Source organism: Bradyrhizobium sp. DOA1 (assembly GCF_001593325.1).
Lineage (GTDB): Bacteria > Pseudomonadota > Alphaproteobacteria > Rhizobiales > Xanthobacteraceae > Bradyrhizobium.
The window spans coordinates 5399634-5415458 of record NZ_JXJM01000001.1 but is presented as its reverse complement, the minus strand read 5'-3'; the positions used below and the strand labels follow the sequence as shown (position 1 = coordinate 5415458).

Genomic DNA, 15825 nt, shown 5'->3' with positions numbered 1-15825 from the left:
TGGTTGGAGGTCATCCGATGGCGAAATCGGCCGCCGTCTCGGCGTGGATCGCGGTCGTGTCGAATGTCTCGACCGACGTGTCGTGCGCGCCGACCAGCATCGTGATCTCGGTGCAGCCGAGAATGATGCACTCCGCGCCCGCGGCGACGAGCGCTGCCATCACGTCCTGATAGCGCCGGCGCGAGGGATCGGCAACCAGGCCGAGGCACAGCTCGTCGTAGATGATGCGGTTCACGTCGGCGCGGGCGTCGGGGGGAGGAATCAGGACGTCGAGATCATGCGCGCGCAGCCGGTCGATGTAGAATTGCTCCTCCATCGTGAACTTGGTGCCGAGCAGCCCGACCCGCCGATAACCCTTCGACCGAATCCGCTGCGCCGTTGCATCCCCGATGTGGATGAACGGAACGGTCAGGCTCGAAATGATCTCGGGGGCCAATTTGTGCATCGTGTTGGTGCACAGCACGATCGCACGCGCGCCGGCGTTTTCGAGTCGCCCTGCCACCTCCGCCAGGCTGGCCGCCGCCTCGCTCCACCGGCCGGCATATTGCATCTCCTTGATCCCTTGAAAATCATAGGAATACATCAGCAGCGGAGCCGAATGCAGCTTGCCCATGCGGTCGCGGACGCGCTCATTGATGAGCTTGTAGTAGAGCGCGGTGCTCTCCCAGCTCATGCCCCCGATCAGGCCGATGGTCCGCATTCCGGTGCTCCCAAGGATTGGTTCGACCGGATCGTAGTGGAAGAAACCGAAGTTTGCACGCTGAGGGGGGCGGCGCCCCCGTCGATCATGGCTGCGGGTATGTGGACATCAGATCATCGAGGCCGCTGATCGCGACGTCATGATGCCTGGAGGCTGTGCCCTGGATCGACGACAGCCGGCTCAGAACTGCACTTCGCCGGGAATGTCGTCCGCGCCGAGACCGACCGCCTGGAAACCCTTCAACATCCATTCGCGGGTCTGGCCCAGTGAGCGGTTGTAATCGGCCCAGGCGCTGAGGAAGTCCTTGTAGCGCCGGTCGGCTTCGGCGCGGATTCCCATGTTGGTCGGCAGGGTCAATAGCGGCCGCGGCACCGCGAGATCGCCGAGCGTCGGATTCTTCTTCAAGGTCGCGACCGACAGCACGGCCAGCGAGATGTTGCAGTCCGCCCGTCCGGTTGCAACCGCGAGGATCGCCTCGTTGCGCTCCTTGAAGCCGAGGATCGTCGCCTTCGGGCAGTAGCGTCGCGCGATCGTCTCGTGGGTCGAGCCGATGTCGACGGCGATCTTGACTTCGGGCTTGTTGATCTCCGCCCAGGTCTGCGGCTTGGCAAAGCCCTTCTTGGTGATGACGGTGAAGGAGTGCACCAGGATGGGCGTGGAGAAGTCGATGACCAGCGAGCGCTCCGGCGTCGGATTGACGGCAAAGGCGAGGTCGATCTTCTCGGCCTGGAGGTCGAGGATCTGGTTGCCCCAGGTCGATTCCAGCGTCTCGACCTTGGCGCCGAGCTTGGCGGCGATATCGTTGGCCATGTCGATGCAGGCACCCGACCATTGATTGGTGGTGAGGTCCTTGTGGAAATAAGGATCCTGGCCGGCGATGACGGCGACCCGGAGCACGCCGCTCTTCTTGATGCGCTCGAGCGTCGAGCTGGCTGCGGTATCAGCCTTTGCCGAACCCGTTGCGGCCATCGCGGCACCGGCGAGGGCAACAGTGGTGAGTGCGTCCCTGCGATTCATGGCAGTTCTCCTGCGCTTCTGGACTCGAACCCGGCGTCTGGACTATTTCTGTATTCAGACTAAAATGCAATACGGTATTTTGTAGCGGACAGGAAAGACCAGAGTGCGCGCTCTCTTCGTCGATGCCAACGACACGCTTGCTGCGGTGACCGAAAAGCTGCTGCGCATCCAGGACCTGCCGGTCGGCATCAACCGGAATCCTTCCATCAAGCCCGACGACCTGCCCGGCCTGCTCGACGGGGCCGAGATCATGATCGTCGATCACACCGCGGTGCCGACCGCGATCGCCGCCAAGTGCGCCGCCTTGAAGCACGTCGTATTCCTCGGCACCGGCGCGCGCAGCTACATGAATCCGGAAGAGCTGGCTGGTCGCGGCATCTCCGTTCACACCATCAAAGGTTATGGCGACACCGCGGTCGCCGAATGCGCCATCGCGCTGATGTGGGCCTCCGCCCGGAATTTCGGCGAGATGGATCGCGGCATGCGCGAGGGCAGCTGGCTGCGTCGCGATGCGATGCAGCTCACCGGCAAGACGCTCGGCCTGATCGGCTTCGGCGGCATCGCGGCGGAAACGGCGCGCATGGCGCTCGGCTGCGGCATGAAGGTGATGGCCTGGAACAGGTCGCCGAAGACGCATGCGGGCGTCGCGTTCGTTCCGCTGGAGCAGCTGCTCGCGGACAGCCACGTCGTCTCGCTGCATCTGCTCCTCAACGACGAGACCAAGGGCTTTCTGTCGCGTGAGCGCATCGCGATGATGCGGCCCGGCAGCATCCTGATCAACACCGCGCGCGGCGCGGTGGTCGACGAGGACGCCATGCTCGACGCCTTGCGCACGGGCCACATCGCCCATGCCGGCCTCGACGTCTTCACGGTCGAGCCGCTCCCGTCAGGCCACCCGCTGACGAAGCTGCCGAACGTGACACTGTCGGCGCATTCGGCGTTCCGCACGCCCGAGGCGAGCGACAATCTCATCGGCGCAGCACTCGACCATTGCCGCCGCATCATCGCGAATGGGCGCTAGTGCAAACAGCAGGGGCGGGCATGACGCCTGCGCAGGCTGCGGCAAGCCTTTCGATCTTGCGCGTCCTGCCGGCCTGTCATACGCCAGCTTCGAACAACATTCTCGCCAGGCGATGAGGCGCATCGCTGGAGCCTTGAGGGAGCCGACATGACCATTCGCAACACCCGCACCGGAGGCCAGATCCTGATCGACCAGCTGGTTGCGCAAGGGGTCGAGCGCGTCACCTGCGTGCCGGGCGAGAGCTATCTGGCGGCCCTGGATGCGCTGCATGACAGCCCGATCGACGTCGTGATCTGCCGCGCCGAAGGCGGCGCTGCGATGATGGCGGAGGCCTATGGCAAGCTCACCGGGCGGCCTGGCGTTTGCTTCGTCACCCGCGGCCCCGGCGCGACCAATGCCAGCCATGGCGTCCACATCGCGATGCAGGATTCGACGCCGATGATCTTGTTCGTCGGCCAGGTCGATACCGGCATGCGCGAACGCGAGGCGTTCCAGGAGCTCGACTACAAGGCGGTGTTCGGCCCCATGGCGAAATGGGCGGTCGAGATCGATCGCCCCGACCGCATTCCGGAGCTGGTGGCGCGCGGCTTCCGCGTCGCCATGCAGGGCCGCCCCGGTCCCGTGGTGATCGCGCTGCCGGAGAACATGCTGACCGAGACTGCCGCCGTTGCCGATGCCATGCGCATCGAGCCCGCCGTGAGCTGGCCCGCTCCCGCCGACATCGACAAGCTCAGCGCCATCCTCGCAAGCGCCAAGGCGCCGCTCGTCATCCTCGGCGGCTCGCGCTGGACCGATGAGGCGAGCAAGAGCATCGCGCGCTTTGCGGAGCGGTTCGACCTGCCTGTCGCAACCTCGTTCCGCCGGGCCTCGCTGATCGATGCCGATCATTCGCATTATGCCGGCGATCTCGGCATCGGGCCGAGCCCGGGTCTGAAGGCGCGGATCGACAATGCCGACGTCATCCTGCTGATCGGCGGCCGCATGTCGGAGATGCCGTCCTCGTCCTACACGCTGCTGGACATTCCGACGCCGCAGCAGAAGCTGATCCATGTGCATCCGGGCTCGGAAGAACTCGGCCGGGTCTATCAGCCGGCCCTCGCGATCCAGGCGACGCCGGCCGCCTTCGCCGCTGCCGTCGAGACGCTGAAGCCCGCCGGGGCCGTCGCCTGGAAGGGTGAGGCCGCGAAGGCGCACGCCGATTATCTCGCCTGGACCGAGAAGGCGCGCGAGCTGCCGGGCACGTTCCAGTACGGCCAGGTCATGACCTGGCTGCGCGACCGCCTGCCCAAAGACGCGATCGTCTGCAACGGCGCCGGCAACTACGCCGGCTGGATCCATCGCCATCATCGCTTCCACAGCTTCGCCGCGCAGCTCGCGCCGACCTCGGGCTCGATGGGCTACGGCGTGCCCGCCGGCGTGCTGGCGAAGCGGCAATACCCGGATCGCATCGTCGTCGCCTTTGCCGGCGACGGTTGCTTCCTGATGAATGGCCAGGAATTTGCCACCGCCGTGCAGTACGATGCGCCCCTGGTCGTCATCATCGTCGACAATTCGCAGTACGGCACCATCCGCATGCATCAGGAGCGCGACTATCCCGGCCGTGTCGTCGGCACCCAGCTCAAGAACCCGGATTTTGCGATGTACGCAAAGGCGTTCGGTGGCCATGGCGAGCGCGTCGAGCGCACCGAAGAGTTTGCGCCGGCCTTCGAGCGGGCGCTCGCCTCGGGCAAGCCGTCGATCCTCCACTGCATCATCGATCCGCGCGCGATCTCGGTCGGCAAGGATTTTGTCCCAGCGGTGAAGGCCTGACGCATGCCGGCCAGCCGTCACGTCGCCATCATCGGTGCCGGCGCGGTCGGCGTGATCAGCGCCATCGAGGCGCTGCGCGAGGGCCATCGCGTCACGCTGATCGACCCGGGCGAGCCCGGCGGCGAACAGGCGGCGAGCTACGGCAATGCCGGCTGGCTGTCGTCGCATTCGGTGATCCCGCCGGCCGAGCCCGGCGTCTGGAAGAAGGTGCCGGGCTATCTCATGGATCCCCTCGGCCCGCTGGCGATCCGCTGGTCTTATTTGCCAAAGGCGCTGCCCTGGCTGATCAAGTACCTGTTGTCGGGCTGGACCGAGGCGCGGATCGAGACCACGGCGTTTGCGCTGCGCGATCTCCTGAAGGATGCGCCGCTGCTGCACAGGAAGCTCGCCGAAGAGGCGGGCGTCCCGGAATTGATCGAGCGCAACGGGGTGATGCACGTGTTCCCCTCGCGCGGCAATTTCGACGGCGATCTCGGCTGGCGCCTGCGCAAGAAGGTCGGCGTCGAATGGCTGGAGCTCAACGCGGACGAGATGCGCCAGCGCGAGCCGGAGCTGCATCCGCGCTACACTTTTGGCGTGGTGGTGGAGGAGGCCGGCCGCTGCCGCAATCCCGGCGCTTATGTCGCAGCGCTCGCCAATCACGCGCTCGCCAGCGGAGCGAAGCACGTGCGGGCCAAGGCGACGGGACTAAAACTCTCAGGCGACAGGCTCGTCGCTGTCCTCACCGAGACCGCCGAGATTGCCTGCGATGCTGCGGTGGTCGCGGCCGGCGCGAGGTCGAAGCAACTCACCGCGTCGGTCGGCGATCCGCTGCCGCTGGAGACCGAACGCGGCTACCACGTCATGATCGAGAATCCGGAATCGGGCCCGCGCAGCTCGATGATGGCATCGGATGCCAAGATGGTGGTGAACTGGACCGACAAGGGCCTGCGCGCCGCCGGCACGGTCGAGATCGCCGGCCTCGAGGCCGCGCCGAACTGGAAGCGCGCCGAGATCCTGCGCAACCACCTCCTCAGCATGTTTCCCAAGCTGCCCAAGGACATCCCGACCTCGCGCATCAAGACCTGGTTCGGTCATCGCCCAAGCATGCCTGACGGGCGGCCCTGCATCGGCTATGCGCGGGCCTCGCGCGACATCGTCTATGCTTTCGGCCACGGCCATGTCGGGCTGGTCGGCTCGGCGCGAACAGGGCGTCTCGTCGCTCAGCTCCTGAGCGGCAAGCAGCCGGAGATTCCGCTCGGCCCCTTCGCACCCGATCGCTTCCTCTGAGATCCCAGCCATGAGCACCGCAGCTGCCCCGTCCTCCCGCATCGCCCGTGGCGGCAAGGCCATCTACGGCGCGCCGCTCGGCATCCTGATGCTGGAGGCACGCTTTCCACGCATTCCCGGCGACATGGGCAACGGCACGACCTGGCCGTTCCCGGTGCTCTATCGCGTCGTCAGCGGCGCTTCGCCGGAGAAGGTGGTGCTGAAGGGCGCGGCAGGCCTGCTGCCCGACTTCATCGACGCGGCCAAGGATCTGGTACGGCTCGGGGCCGAGGCCATCACCACCAATTGCGGCTTTCTCTCGCTGTTCCAGAAGGAGATCGCAGCCGCCGTCGGCGTGCCGGTCGCGACCTCGTCGCTGATGCAGGTGCCGTGGGTGCAGGCGACCTTGCCGCCGGGCAAGCGCGTCGGCCTCGTCACGGTGTCGGGCTCGACGCTGTCGCCGGCCCATCTCGAAGGCGCCGGCGTGCCGCTCGACACGCCGCTGGTCGGCACCGAGAACGGCAAGGAGTTCTTTCGCGTCCTGATCAAGGCCGAGAAGGACTACATGGACGTCGCGCAAGCCGAGCGCGACGTGGTCGAGGCCGGCAAGCAGCTCGTCGCCAGACATCCCGATGTCGGCGCCATCGTGCTCGAATGCACCAACATGCCGCCCTATGCCGCCGCGCTTCAGGCCGAGGTCGGGCTGCCCGTCTACGACATCTATTCCATGATCACCTGGTTTCATGCCGGGCTGCGCCCCCGCGTCTTTGCTTGAGGCTGCTGTCGCAAAGCTCTGAACAAGCGTGGCTCATGTCTTGTTTGCATTGCCATTGCTTCCGCAGGCCCGGTATAAAATGCAGTCTATGAAGAGCAATCTGGAACTGGCGTCGGACAGCATCGTCGATCGGGTCTATGAACAGCTCAAGGCGATGGCCGTGAGCTACGCGTTCAAGCCGGGCGAACGGCTCAACGAAGGCGAGCTGGCCAAACGCCTCGGCGTCAGCCGGACTCCGCTGCGCGAGGCGCTGAACCGCCTCAATACCGAAGGCTTCCTGCGCTTCATGCCGGGCAAGGGCTTCTTCTGCCGCGAGCTCGACGCCCACGAGATCTTTGACCTTTACGAGCTGCGCAAGTCGATCGAGGTCGCCTCGATCCGCCTCGCCATCAAGCGCGCGAAGGACGAAGACATCGATGCGCTGCTGAAATTCCTCGATGCCACCGGCCCCGATCCCGGCGAGCGCTCCTCCCAGGAGCTGGTCGAGCTCGATGAGACCTTTCACGAGCGGCTGATGGCGATGTCCGACAATGCCGAGATGCTGCGTGTGCTGCGCAACGTCAACGCCCGCATCCGCTTCGTGCGGTGGATCGACATGGACAGCGTCAACCGGTCCAACACGCAAGGCGAGCACCGCGCCGTCATCGAGGGCCTGAAGGCGCGCGATGAGGGGACTTGCGTCGCCGTGCTGGAAAGACACATCGATCGTCGCCTCGACCGCATCACCGCCGCGATCAAGGAAGGCTACGCGCAAATCTACATGCCGGCCGCGACGCGGTCGGCGACGAACTGACGCCCAGGCGGCGTCCTATTTCAGGAGGCGCAAGCATGAAGCTCAAGGACAAGGTCGCCGCCATCACTGGCGCCGCACGCGGCATCGGCAAGGCTTGCGCGAAGAGGTTCCTGGACGACGGCGTCAAGGTCGTGATCTCGGATGTCGATGCCGAGGGCCTCGCGGCGACCGCCGCCGAGCTCGGCCGGCCGGATGCCCTGCGCACGATCGTCGGCAATGTCGCCAAGCGCACTGACGTGGATCAGCTCGTCGCAACCGCCGTGAAGGAGTTCGGCCGGCTCGACATCATGGTCAACAATGCCGGCGTCGCCCGCAACCGGGACTTCCTCGAGATTTCGGAAGAGGAGTTCGACGAGATCATCGGCATCAATCTGAAGGGCGCGTTCTTCGGCGTGCAGGCCGCAGCCAGACAGATGATCGCGCAGGGCGGCGGCGGTGTCATCATCAACATGTCCTCGGTGAACGCGCTGCTGGCGATCCCGGCGCTTGCGACCTACGCGATGTCCAAGGGCGGCATGAAGCAGCTCACCTCGGTCGCTGCCGTCGCGCTCGCTCCGCACAACATTCGCGTGGTCGCGGTCGGGCCGGGGACGATCCTGACCGACATGGTGGCGTCCTCCATCTACACATCGGAGGATGCCCGCAAGACCGTGATGTCGCGCACGCCTGCGGGGCGCGGCGGCGAGCCGAGCGAGGTCGCCTCCGTCGTGGCGTTCCTGGCCAGCGACGATGCGTCCTACATCACCGGGCAGACGATCTATCCCGACGGCGGCCGGCTGATCCTGAACTACACGGTGCCGGTGAAGGAGAAGTAGGGTAACGAAGTCGCCCCGCACTCGCTGTCATCGCCGGCGAAGGCGGGCGATCCAGTACTCCGAGACAGCAGTGATGGAACGGATGGGCCGCGGCGTACTGGATGCCCCGCCTGCGCGGGGCATGTCACCCGTTGCGAGGCGAGCAGTTTGCATTTCACTCCGCCGCGATCGTCATCCCGTAACCCAGCCGCTTCGAAATGCCGCCGGCGCAATCGCGCAGGGCATGGGCGATCGGGCTGTCCCAGCGCGCGTCGAATGTGCCTTCCGGTCCCATCGCGGTGATGACCAGTGCGACGTGGCCGGAATGGTCGAATACGGGCGCGGAGAACGCGTTGACGCCGGGCAGGGGATCGCCGAGCGCACGGGCGAGGCCGTGCTTGCGCACCTCAGTGAGCATCTCCGTGACCTTCGCGCCCTTCACCGCGCGCTTCGGGTTGTAGCCGACGCCGTGACGGTCGAGCCCGCTTTCGAGCGCGGCACTGATCGTCTTCTCCGGCAGGAACGCCGCGAAAGCGCGGCCCGTCGCCGTCTCCAGCAGCGCCATCACCGAGCCGGCGCGCATCACGATGTGGACCGGCTGAGCGGGCTCTTCGAGCTGCACCACGGTCGGACCGTGCGTGCCCCACACCGCGAGCGAGACGGCGTGGCCGATCTGGCTTGCCAGCGCGGCGATCTTGGGACGCGCGACACGCACGCCGGAGAGGCGGCGCAGGCTGATCAGGCCGAGCTCCAGCGCCAGCGCGCCAATCTCGTAGCGGCCGGTGCTCTCGTCCTGCTCGATCAGGCCGATGCGCGAGAAGCTGGCGAGATAGGGATGCGCCTTGGCCGGGGTCATGCCGGCTTCGCGCGCGAGATCGCGCAGCATCATCGGCTCGCCGCTCCTGGCGAGCGCGCGAAGCAATTCGCCGCCGACCTCGATCGACTGGATGCCGCGGCTTTCCCTCTTCATGCGCCTCCTGGCGTGGCTTACGCCGCGTCGCGCTTTTCGGCGCTGTCGGCAAGGTGTCTGCCGGCAATGTAGCCGAAGGTCAGCGCCGGCCCAAGCGTGATGCCGGCGCCGGGATAATTGCCACCCATGATGCTCGCCATGTCGTTGCCGGCGGCATAGAGCCCGGGAATGACTTTGCCTTCGGCATCGAGCGCGCGGGCGTTCTCGTCGGTGACGATGCCGGCATAGGTGCCGAGATCGCCAATCACCATCTTGATGGCGTAGAACGGACCGTTCTCGATCGGCGCGATGCAGGGGTTCGGGCCATGCATCGCGTCGCCCTGGTAGCGGTTATAGGCCTTCGAGCCTTTGCCGAAGGCGGCGTCGTGGCCGAGCGGCGCGCTCGCGTTGAACTGCCTGACCGTGTCGGTGAAGGCCTGCGCATCGATGCCGGCCTTTGCCGCCAGCGCGTCCAGCGTGTCGCCACGCATGAGGTAGCCGGTCTCCAGGTGGTGGCCCAGCGGCATCGGGAAGGGCGGCACGCAGCCGAGGCCATATTTGCGCAGCGTCTTGTGATCGCAGACGAGATAGGCCGCGATCTCCTCGCCGGGCTTGGCAGCCTTGATCATGGCCTGGACGAAGTCGTGATAGGAATTGCCCTCATTGGCGAAGCGCCTGCCGTCGCGCATCACCGCGATCACGCCCGGTTTTGCGCGATCGATGAAATGCGGCATCACGCCTTTGGATCCGTCCTTGCGCGTGGTCAGCGACACCGGGACCCACGCTGCCGCATTGGGCAGGCGGTCCTCGATGCGGCCGCCGGCGCTTTCCGCAAGGCGCAACCCGTCGCCGGTATTGCCCGTGGGACCGGGCGAGTAGTGTTCATTGCCGGTCGGCGCGTGCGGGAACATCTTCTTGCGTCGCGCGACATCATGGGGAAAGCCGCCGCAGGCGAGCACGACGCCCTGGCGCGCGCGAACGCGCACGTCGCGTCCCTCGCGCGACACGATCGCGCCCGTTACAGTCCCGTTCTCGACGGTCAGCTCGCGCACCGGCGCGGACAGCCACATCGGAATCTTCAGGTCGAGCGCGGATTTCGCGAGACGTCCGGCCAGCGCATTGCCGTTGGTGAGCGTCATGCCGCGGCCGTAGCGCAGCACGTCCATGAAATGCCGCGACAGGCGCTTGGCGACGTACACGGCCGAAGTCAGCGATTTCGTCACCCGCATGAAGTGAATGATCTCCTTGCCGCTCCCCAGCATCATGCCGAACACGGTCAGCTCCGGCAGCGGCATGCCCAGCGTCTTGATCCGGTCGCCGAGCTCGCGGCCGTCGAACGGCCGCGTGACCATGGAGCGGCCGCCCTGTGCGCCGCCTGGCGCCTCTGCGTGATAGTCGGGAAACACCAGCGGCATGTCGAAGCGCAGCGCTGTCTTGCTCGTGAAGAAATCGACCGCCTCGGGGCCGGCGCTGAGGAAGGCATCGACGCGTTGCGCGTCGTAATTGTTTCCGGCCTCGTGCCGCAAATATGTGCGGGCCTGCTCCGGCGTTTCTTCGATGCCGTAGGCCTTTGCCAGCGACGTGCCGGGAATCCAGAGCCAGCCGCCGGAGCGGGCGGTGGTGCCGCCGAAGCGCGGCTCTTTCTCGACGATCAGGACGTCGAGGCCGCGATGGCGCGCGGTGATCGCGGCCGACATGCCGGAGCAACCCGATCCGGCCACGAGCACATCGCACTCGTAAGTCTCAACTGCGCTATGCTCGCTGCCGGTCATCTCTCACCTCACTTCTTCACGAGCGGGCATTTGGATTCGGAGACCGGGCGGAAGGCGTCCTCGCCCTTCACGGTCTTGACGATCTCCAGATAATCCCACGGCTCTTTCGACTGCTCGGGCTTCTTCACCTTGGCGAGATACATGTCGCGGATGACGCGGCCGTCCTCGCGCAACTTGCCGCCATGGACGAATGTATCCTCGATCGGCAGCTCGCGCATCTTGGCCATCACCTTGGCGGACTCGTCGGTGCCGGCGGCCTTGATGGCCTTGAGATAATGCAGCACCGAACCGTAGACGCCGGTCTGGATCATGGTGGGCATCACCTTGGTGCGCTCGTAGAACTTCTTCGACCAGGCACGCGTGGCTTCGTCCATGTTCCAATAAGACGCCGTCGTCATGTAGGTGCCCTGCGCGGCCTTGAGGCCGATCGCGTGCACGTCGGTGTCGAACATCAGAAGACCGACCAGCTTCTGGCCGCCCTGGACCAAGCCGAACTCGCCGGACTGCTTGATGGCATTGTCGGTGTCCTGGCCGGCATTGGCGAAGGCGACCACGTCGGATTTCGAGCTCTGCGCCTGCAGCGCGAAGGAGGAGAAGTCCGCAGTGTTGGTCGGGTGCTTGACGCCGCCGAGCACCTTGCCGCCCATCTCGTTGATGAAGCGGGTGGCGTCCTTCTCGAGCTGCTGGCCGAAGGCATAGTCGGCCGTGATGAAGTACCAGGACTTGCCGCCTTCCTTGATCACGGCGGAGGCCGTCACCTTCGACAGCGCATAGGTGTCGTAGGTGAAATGCACGGTGTTCGGGCTGCACAGCTCGTCGGTCAGCGAGCTCGCGCCGGGGCCGGACAGCAGCGCGACCTTGCCGCGCTCGCGCACCATGTTGTGCACGGCGATCGCGATGCCGGAATTGGGGATGTCGACGACGGCGTCAACCTTGCCGTTATCGAACCAGCCGCGCACGATCTGCACGCCGACGTCGGTCTTCATCTGGTGATCGGCGCTGATGATCTCGATCGGCTTGCCGAGTACGGTCGGCCCGAACTCCTCCACCGCCATCTTCGCGGCCTCGACCGAGCCCGGCCCGGAGTTGTCGCGCCCCCAGCTGGACAGATCCGTCAGCACGCCGATCCGCACGGCGTCGTCGGAGACTTGCGCGGTTGCCGCTGAAGTCATGGCTGCCGAAGTCATGGCCGTGAGCATGGCGCAGGCCAGAAGCCCTTTCATTGTCGTTCCCTCTCTTATTGGCCGCTTGGCGCGGCTGGTTGTTCTCGCGCTAGTTAGATATTAGCAAATGAATTTGTCAATGGCGAACAGTGAGTTCCCTGCTTGGCGCATCTAGCTTCGCGTCTCCCGGGGCAGCGCAGCGGGTAGCGGTGCGGCTGCAGAGCCGGGCCAGCGGGCTGCGCATTCGCTGCAACATGAGGTCCGGCTCCGCAGCGCATCACTCCGTGCTGCGCTGCCTCCGCACAGGAGAGCGACGATGCTCGGCGGGCTAGCTCCGGACCCGGCGGCCTGAAATTTTTTTGGCCCGCCCCTTGAAAGCCATTCCTGATTTTCTAAGTCGTTTTTCGCCGCGAGAGCGGTGTGTCGGATGCCTGACCGGGTCCGGCACGGGCGCCGGGTGGCCTTTCGGACCTGTCTGAAATCCCGCCTTGCGCTCCTTCGTATCCATCTTGCTCTTTGGAGGACTTGGTTATGAGGACCAGTTTTGACTTTGCGCCCCTGTGGCGTTCCACCATCGGCTTTGACCACCTGGCCGACCTCGTCGACAGCACGCTGCGCCAGGCGACCGAGGACAATTATCCCCCCTATAACATCGAGCGTTCCGGCGAAGACCATTACCGGATCAGCCTTGCCGTGGCGGGGTTCGGCGCCAACGACATCACCGTGACCGCCGAACAGAATGCGCTGACCATCGAGGGCAAGAAGCCCGAGACGGCCGCGCGCGAATACCTGTACCAGGGCATCGCCGCGCGCCCGTTCCGGCGCGTGTTCAACCTCGCCGACTATGTCCAGGTGAAGCAGGCCTCGTTCCAGGATGGGCTCCTGATCATCGACCTCGTCCGTGAGATTCCGGAAGCGATGAAGCCGCGCCGGATTCCGATCGCGGGCGCCACTCCTGCGGCATCGCAGATCGAGCAGAAGAAAGCAGCCTAGACGCTCGATCGAGCCAGTGGCGGGAACGCGGAACGCCGATGTGCGTCCGCGCTCCCCGATGCATGGAGGAGAGGACAATGGGTTTTCGTGATCTCATTCCCTGGTCAGGGAAACAGGAGCTCGCGCCTGCGCGCGACAATTTCGATCCCTTCCTGACGCTTCATCGCGAGATGAACCGTCTGTTCGATGACGTCTTCCGCGGCTTCGGCGCGTCCAGCCTGTCGCCGCTGATGGAGGGCCGCTTCGGCTGGCCGAAGGTCGAGCTCAGCGAGACCGACAAGGCGCTGACGGTCTCGGCCGAGCTGCCCGGAATGACGGAGAAGGACGTTCAGGTCGAGATCGCCAATGGCGTCTTGACCCTGCGCGGCGAGAAAAAAGCCGAGCGCAACGGAGAAGGCAGATACTTCACCGAGCGCTATTACGGTGCGTTCGAGCGGCAGATCCCGCTGGAAGGCGTCGAGGAAGACAAGGCCGAGGCATCGTTCAGGAATGGCGTCCTGACGGTGTCGCTGCCGAAGTCGGAGAAGGAACGCGAAGGCGTCAAGCGCATCGCGATCAACACGCACTGACATCAAGCGGGACGGCGGCGGTCGGCGCCGCCGTCCATCGTCCACAAATCGATCCTTTGGAAAGGAGCATGAGGGAGGCACGACCGATGACCAACGTGAACACCAATGCCGGTACTCTCAACCCGCTGTTTCATCCCGCTGCCCATTACGATTCGCCCGCCGACGTCCTGAACGCGGAGGAGCTCTCCGCGCCGGAAAAGCGTATCATCCTGTCGTCCTGGGCGTCTGACATGTATGCGGTCGAATCCTGTCCGGCGCTGCGCGAGATACCGGGCATGAACCACACCATCCGGCTTGCCGATGTCCTGGCGGCGTTGCGCAAGCTCGACGGCGACAATGACAATGACGATCCGCCACGCGGGGGCGGCGTCCCGATGCGGCTGCGGCGGCCCTGGGCCGCCGCGGAGAGGCGAGCCGCATGATGCTCACCCACACCGTTGTGGCACTCGTGCTGCTCGGGCAGGCCTCGGCGGCCTTCGCCGTCCCATTTCTCGCCATGCATGGTCTCGTCGCCGCTCCGCGTGACTGAGGCCACGAAATCCCACCAACCCCGGTTCAGCGGCAGGTGATCAAGATGAATGTCGTGCGTTTGCTTTCGCTGGCGTTGCTGGTGCTCGCGCTCACGGCATCCCAGCCGGCCGCTGGCCAAATTCCTGACCTGAAGACAGGCGGCCCGGTGCCGACGTTGGCGCCGCTGGTGCGCCAGGTGACGCCCGCCGTCGTCAACATCTCCGTGCATGGCCGCGTGCGCGAAGACAATCCGCTCTATCGCGACCCGCTCTTCCGCGAATTCTTCGACGTCCCCCGGCAGATCGAGAAGGAGGTCAACGCGACCGGGTCCGGGGTCATCGTCGATGGCCAGCGCGGCTATGTCCTGACCAACAATCATGTGGTCGAAGGCACCTCCGCAGTTCAGATCACCACCAAGGACGGCCGGCAGTTCTCGGCCAAGGTCATCGGCCGCGATCCACCGACTGACATTGCTGTGCTCCAGATCCAGAACCCATCCGGGCTCAAGGCGCTTGCCTTCGGCGACAGCGACGGCCTCGACGTCGGCGATTTCGTGCTGGCGATCGGCAACCCTTTCGGCCTCGGCCAGACCGTGACATCAGGCCTCGTCAGTGCGCTTGGCCGGACCGGACTCGGCAAGCAGGGCTATGAGGACTTCATCCAGACCGATGCTGCGATCAATCCGGGCAATTCCGGCGGGGCGCTGGTCAGCCTGCGCGGCGAACTGGTCGGCATCAACTCGGCCATCATCTCGCCTGCCGGCGGCAATGTCGGCATCGGCTTTGCGATTCCGGTCAATATGGCACGGAAGGTCATGGAGCAGATCGTCGCCAAGGGCCGGGTCGAGCGCGGCCGCATCGGCGTCTCCCTGAAGGACCTGCATCCATCGGTCAACAAGGGATTGAACCAGGGTGCCGTCATCGCGGAGATCGCGGCGGATTCACCCGCGGAGCAGGCAGGACTGCGCAAGGGCGATATCATCACCCGGGCTGACGACCGCCCGATCCGCACCGCCGCCCAGCTCCGCAACACGATCGGCCTAGCGCGCATCGGCGAGGAAGTGAAGCTCACCTTGTTGCGCAATGGCACACCGCTCGCGGCCGTGGTGAGAGTAGCGCCCACGCCCGAAGCGAGCAGCGCCGCCGCCGGCGGCAATCGCTTGGTCCGCTAGCGGTTTGCGCCGCGTGGTGATCCAGGTCGCCAAGGAGGAGTCCACTCATCGAAGTTCCACCGGCCGATTGCCCCGCGTTCGGCCATATCCAAACGTTCTGCCGCCATATTTGAGCGGGAGTGATCCACCTGAGGGAGGCACTCCGATGACCAAGGCTTTGATCACCGCCATTGCAATGCTGGCATTTGTGCCGGCGAGTGCGCTTGCGCAGGAGCGCGCGGGCTCGGCAGCGCTCGGTGCCTTGTCAGGCGCGGTCGTACTGGGTCCGGTCGGAGCCGTCGCCGGAGCCTTGGTCGGCTACACTGCTGGACCCTCGATCGCCCGGTCCTGGGGCCTGAAGGGCTCGCAATCGGCAAGACACCGGCAGCCGCCCCGTCGCGCGGCCGCAACCCGCGTCCCGCCGCGCACGCGCGAGGCGATGAATGCCAACGGCCAGATGCGAGCTGCCGGCAATCCGCCGCCGGTTCAGGCCGCGCCCGTCCAAGCCGCGCCTGCGGCGCCCGTGCAAGTCGCAACGCCGCCCGTTCAGGGCTTCGACTGA

The 15825-nt window shown here is 65.7% G+C and carries 16 protein-coding genes; 11 read left to right on the top strand and 5 right to left on the bottom strand.

The window, feature by feature from the left end; translation table 11 throughout:
- Positions 1-10: 10 nt before the first annotated feature.
- The gene (locus tag SE91_RS25190; RefSeq protein ID WP_061849527.1) at positions 11-700 is read right to left on the bottom strand and encodes an aspartate/glutamate racemase family protein; all 690 of its coding nucleotides are present in this window, start codon (positions 698-700) and stop codon (positions 11-13) included.
- Between the two features lie 180 nt (positions 701-880).
- The gene (locus SE91_RS25185) at positions 881-1717 is read right to left on the bottom strand and encodes a transporter substrate-binding domain-containing protein (protein ID WP_061849526.1); all 837 of its coding nucleotides are present in this window, start codon (positions 1715-1717) and stop codon (positions 881-883) included.
- A gap of 103 nt (positions 1718-1820) precedes the next feature.
- On the opposite strand from SE91_RS25185, the gene SE91_RS25180 reads away from it, so the two are divergent.
- The 6 genes from SE91_RS25180 to SE91_RS25155 all read left to right on the top strand — a co-directional run bounded on the left by SE91_RS25180 (position 1821) and on the right by SE91_RS25155 (position 8178).
- Positions 1821-2738, top strand: a complete 918-nt coding sequence (locus tag SE91_RS25180; protein ID WP_061849525.1) for an NAD(P)-dependent oxidoreductase — start codon at positions 1821-1823, stop codon at positions 2736-2738.
- A gap of 147 nt (positions 2739-2885) precedes the next feature.
- Complete coding sequence (locus SE91_RS25175) at positions 2886-4547, top strand: thiamine pyrophosphate-binding protein (RefSeq protein WP_061849524.1); 1662 nt, start codon at positions 2886-2888, stop codon at positions 4545-4547.
- A gap of 3 nt (positions 4548-4550) precedes the next feature.
- On the top strand, positions 4551-5816 hold the full coding sequence (locus SE91_RS25170) for an NAD(P)/FAD-dependent oxidoreductase (RefSeq protein ID WP_061849523.1): 1266 nt from the start codon (positions 4551-4553) through the stop codon (positions 5814-5816).
- A gap of 10 nt (positions 5817-5826) precedes the next feature.
- Positions 5827-6570, top strand: coding sequence for an aspartate/glutamate racemase family protein (locus SE91_RS25165; RefSeq protein ID WP_061849522.1), 744 nt, complete (start codon positions 5827-5829; stop codon positions 6568-6570).
- Positions 6571-6658: 88 nt separating this feature from the next.
- Positions 6659-7363: a GntR family transcriptional regulator gene (locus SE91_RS25160; RefSeq protein WP_245318521.1), complete on the top strand. Its 705-nt coding sequence runs from the start codon at positions 6659-6661 to the stop codon at positions 7361-7363.
- Between the two features lie 35 nt (positions 7364-7398).
- Positions 7399-8178 carry an SDR family NAD(P)-dependent oxidoreductase gene (locus SE91_RS25155; RefSeq protein WP_061849520.1) on the top strand — a complete coding sequence of 260 codons (780 nt, stop codon included), beginning with the start codon at positions 7399-7401 and terminating at the stop codon, positions 8176-8178.
- Positions 8179-8332: 154 nt separating this feature from the next.
- Here SE91_RS25155 and SE91_RS25150 read toward each other — a convergent pair whose 3' ends face one another.
- Genes SE91_RS25150 through SE91_RS25140 form a run of 3 tightly spaced genes read right to left on the bottom strand, consistent with a single transcriptional unit; the run spans position 8333 to position 12101 of the window.
- Entirely contained in the window at positions 8333-9127 is a 795-nt protein-coding gene (locus SE91_RS25150; protein WP_061849519.1) for an IclR family transcriptional regulator, read from the bottom strand.
- Positions 9128-9144: 17 nt separating this feature from the next.
- Positions 9145-10878 carry an FAD-dependent oxidoreductase gene (locus SE91_RS25145; RefSeq protein ID WP_061849518.1) on the bottom strand — a complete coding sequence of 578 codons (1734 nt, stop codon included), beginning with the start codon at positions 10876-10878 and terminating at the stop codon, positions 9145-9147.
- Between the two features lie 8 nt (positions 10879-10886).
- Positions 10887-12101, bottom strand: a complete 1215-nt coding sequence (locus SE91_RS25140; RefSeq protein ID WP_061849517.1) for an ABC transporter substrate-binding protein — start codon at positions 12099-12101, stop codon at positions 10887-10889.
- 471 nt (positions 12102-12572) lie between these two features.
- Between SE91_RS25140 and SE91_RS25135 the strand changes: the two genes are divergently transcribed.
- From SE91_RS25135 to SE91_RS25115, 5 genes are all read left to right on the top strand, one after another.
- Positions 12573-13034, top strand: coding sequence for an Hsp20 family protein (locus tag SE91_RS25135; RefSeq protein ID WP_061849516.1), 462 nt, complete (start codon positions 12573-12575; stop codon positions 13032-13034).
- A 77-nt stretch (positions 13035-13111) separates the two neighbouring features.
- Complete coding sequence (locus tag SE91_RS25130; protein WP_061849515.1) at positions 13112-13603, top strand: Hsp20/alpha crystallin family protein; 492 nt, start codon at positions 13112-13114, stop codon at positions 13601-13603.
- Positions 13604-13689: 86 nt separating this feature from the next.
- Entirely contained in the window at positions 13690-14025 is a 336-nt protein-coding gene (locus tag SE91_RS25125; protein ID WP_060735110.1) for a hypothetical protein, read from the top strand.
- Positions 14026-14177: 152 nt separating this feature from the next.
- The gene (locus SE91_RS25120; RefSeq protein ID WP_061851302.1) at positions 14178-15284 is read left to right on the top strand and encodes a trypsin-like peptidase domain-containing protein; all 1107 of its coding nucleotides are present in this window, start codon (positions 14178-14180) and stop codon (positions 15282-15284) included.
- Between the two features lie 145 nt (positions 15285-15429).
- Positions 15430-15825, top strand: a complete 396-nt coding sequence (locus SE91_RS25115) for a hypothetical protein (RefSeq protein ID WP_060735111.1) — start codon at positions 15430-15432, stop codon at positions 15823-15825.

What these genes read in the sequence shown, in the direction of transcription:
- SE91_RS25190 (WP_061849527.1), bottom strand. Translation starts at nt 700, where the DNA reads ATGCGGACCATCGGCCTGATCGGGGGCATGAGCTGGGAGAGCACCGCG.
- SE91_RS25185 (WP_061849526.1), bottom strand. Translation starts at nt 1,717, where the DNA reads ATGAATCGCAGGGACGCACTCACCACTGTTGCCCTCGCCGGTGCCGCG.
- SE91_RS25175 (WP_061849524.1), top strand. Translation starts at nt 2,886, where the DNA reads ATGACCATTCGCAACACCCGCACCGGAGGCCAGATCCTGATCGACCAG.
- SE91_RS25170 (WP_061849523.1), top strand. Translation starts at nt 4,551, where the DNA reads ATGCCGGCCAGCCGTCACGTCGCCATCATCGGTGCCGGCGCGGTCGGC.
- SE91_RS25165 (WP_061849522.1), top strand. Translation starts at nt 5,827, where the DNA reads ATGAGCACCGCAGCTGCCCCGTCCTCCCGCATCGCCCGTGGCGGCAAG.
- SE91_RS25160 (WP_245318521.1), top strand. Translation starts at nt 6,659, where the DNA reads ATGAAGAGCAATCTGGAACTGGCGTCGGACAGCATCGTCGATCGGGTC.
- SE91_RS25155 (WP_061849520.1), top strand. Translation starts at nt 7,399, where the DNA reads ATGAAGCTCAAGGACAAGGTCGCCGCCATCACTGGCGCCGCACGCGGC.
- SE91_RS25150 (WP_061849519.1), bottom strand. Translation starts at nt 9,127, where the DNA reads ATGAAGAGGGAAAGCCGCGGCATCCAGTCGATCGAGGTCGGCGGCGAA.
- SE91_RS25145 (WP_061849518.1), bottom strand. Translation starts at nt 10,878, where the DNA reads ATGACCGGCAGCGAGCATAGCGCAGTTGAGACTTACGAGTGCGATGTG.
- SE91_RS25140 (WP_061849517.1), bottom strand. Translation starts at nt 12,101, where the DNA reads ATGAAAGGGCTTCTGGCCTGCGCCATGCTCACGGCCATGACTTCGGCA.
- SE91_RS25135 (WP_061849516.1), top strand. Translation starts at nt 12,573, where the DNA reads ATGAGGACCAGTTTTGACTTTGCGCCCCTGTGGCGTTCCACCATCGGC.
- SE91_RS25130 (WP_061849515.1), top strand. Translation starts at nt 13,112, where the DNA reads ATGGGTTTTCGTGATCTCATTCCCTGGTCAGGGAAACAGGAGCTCGCG.
- SE91_RS25125 (WP_060735110.1), top strand. Translation starts at nt 13,690, where the DNA reads ATGACCAACGTGAACACCAATGCCGGTACTCTCAACCCGCTGTTTCAT.
- SE91_RS25120 (WP_061851302.1), top strand. Translation starts at nt 14,178, where the DNA reads ATGAATGTCGTGCGTTTGCTTTCGCTGGCGTTGCTGGTGCTCGCGCTC.
- SE91_RS25115 (WP_060735111.1), top strand. Translation starts at nt 15,430, where the DNA reads ATGACCAAGGCTTTGATCACCGCCATTGCAATGCTGGCATTTGTGCCG.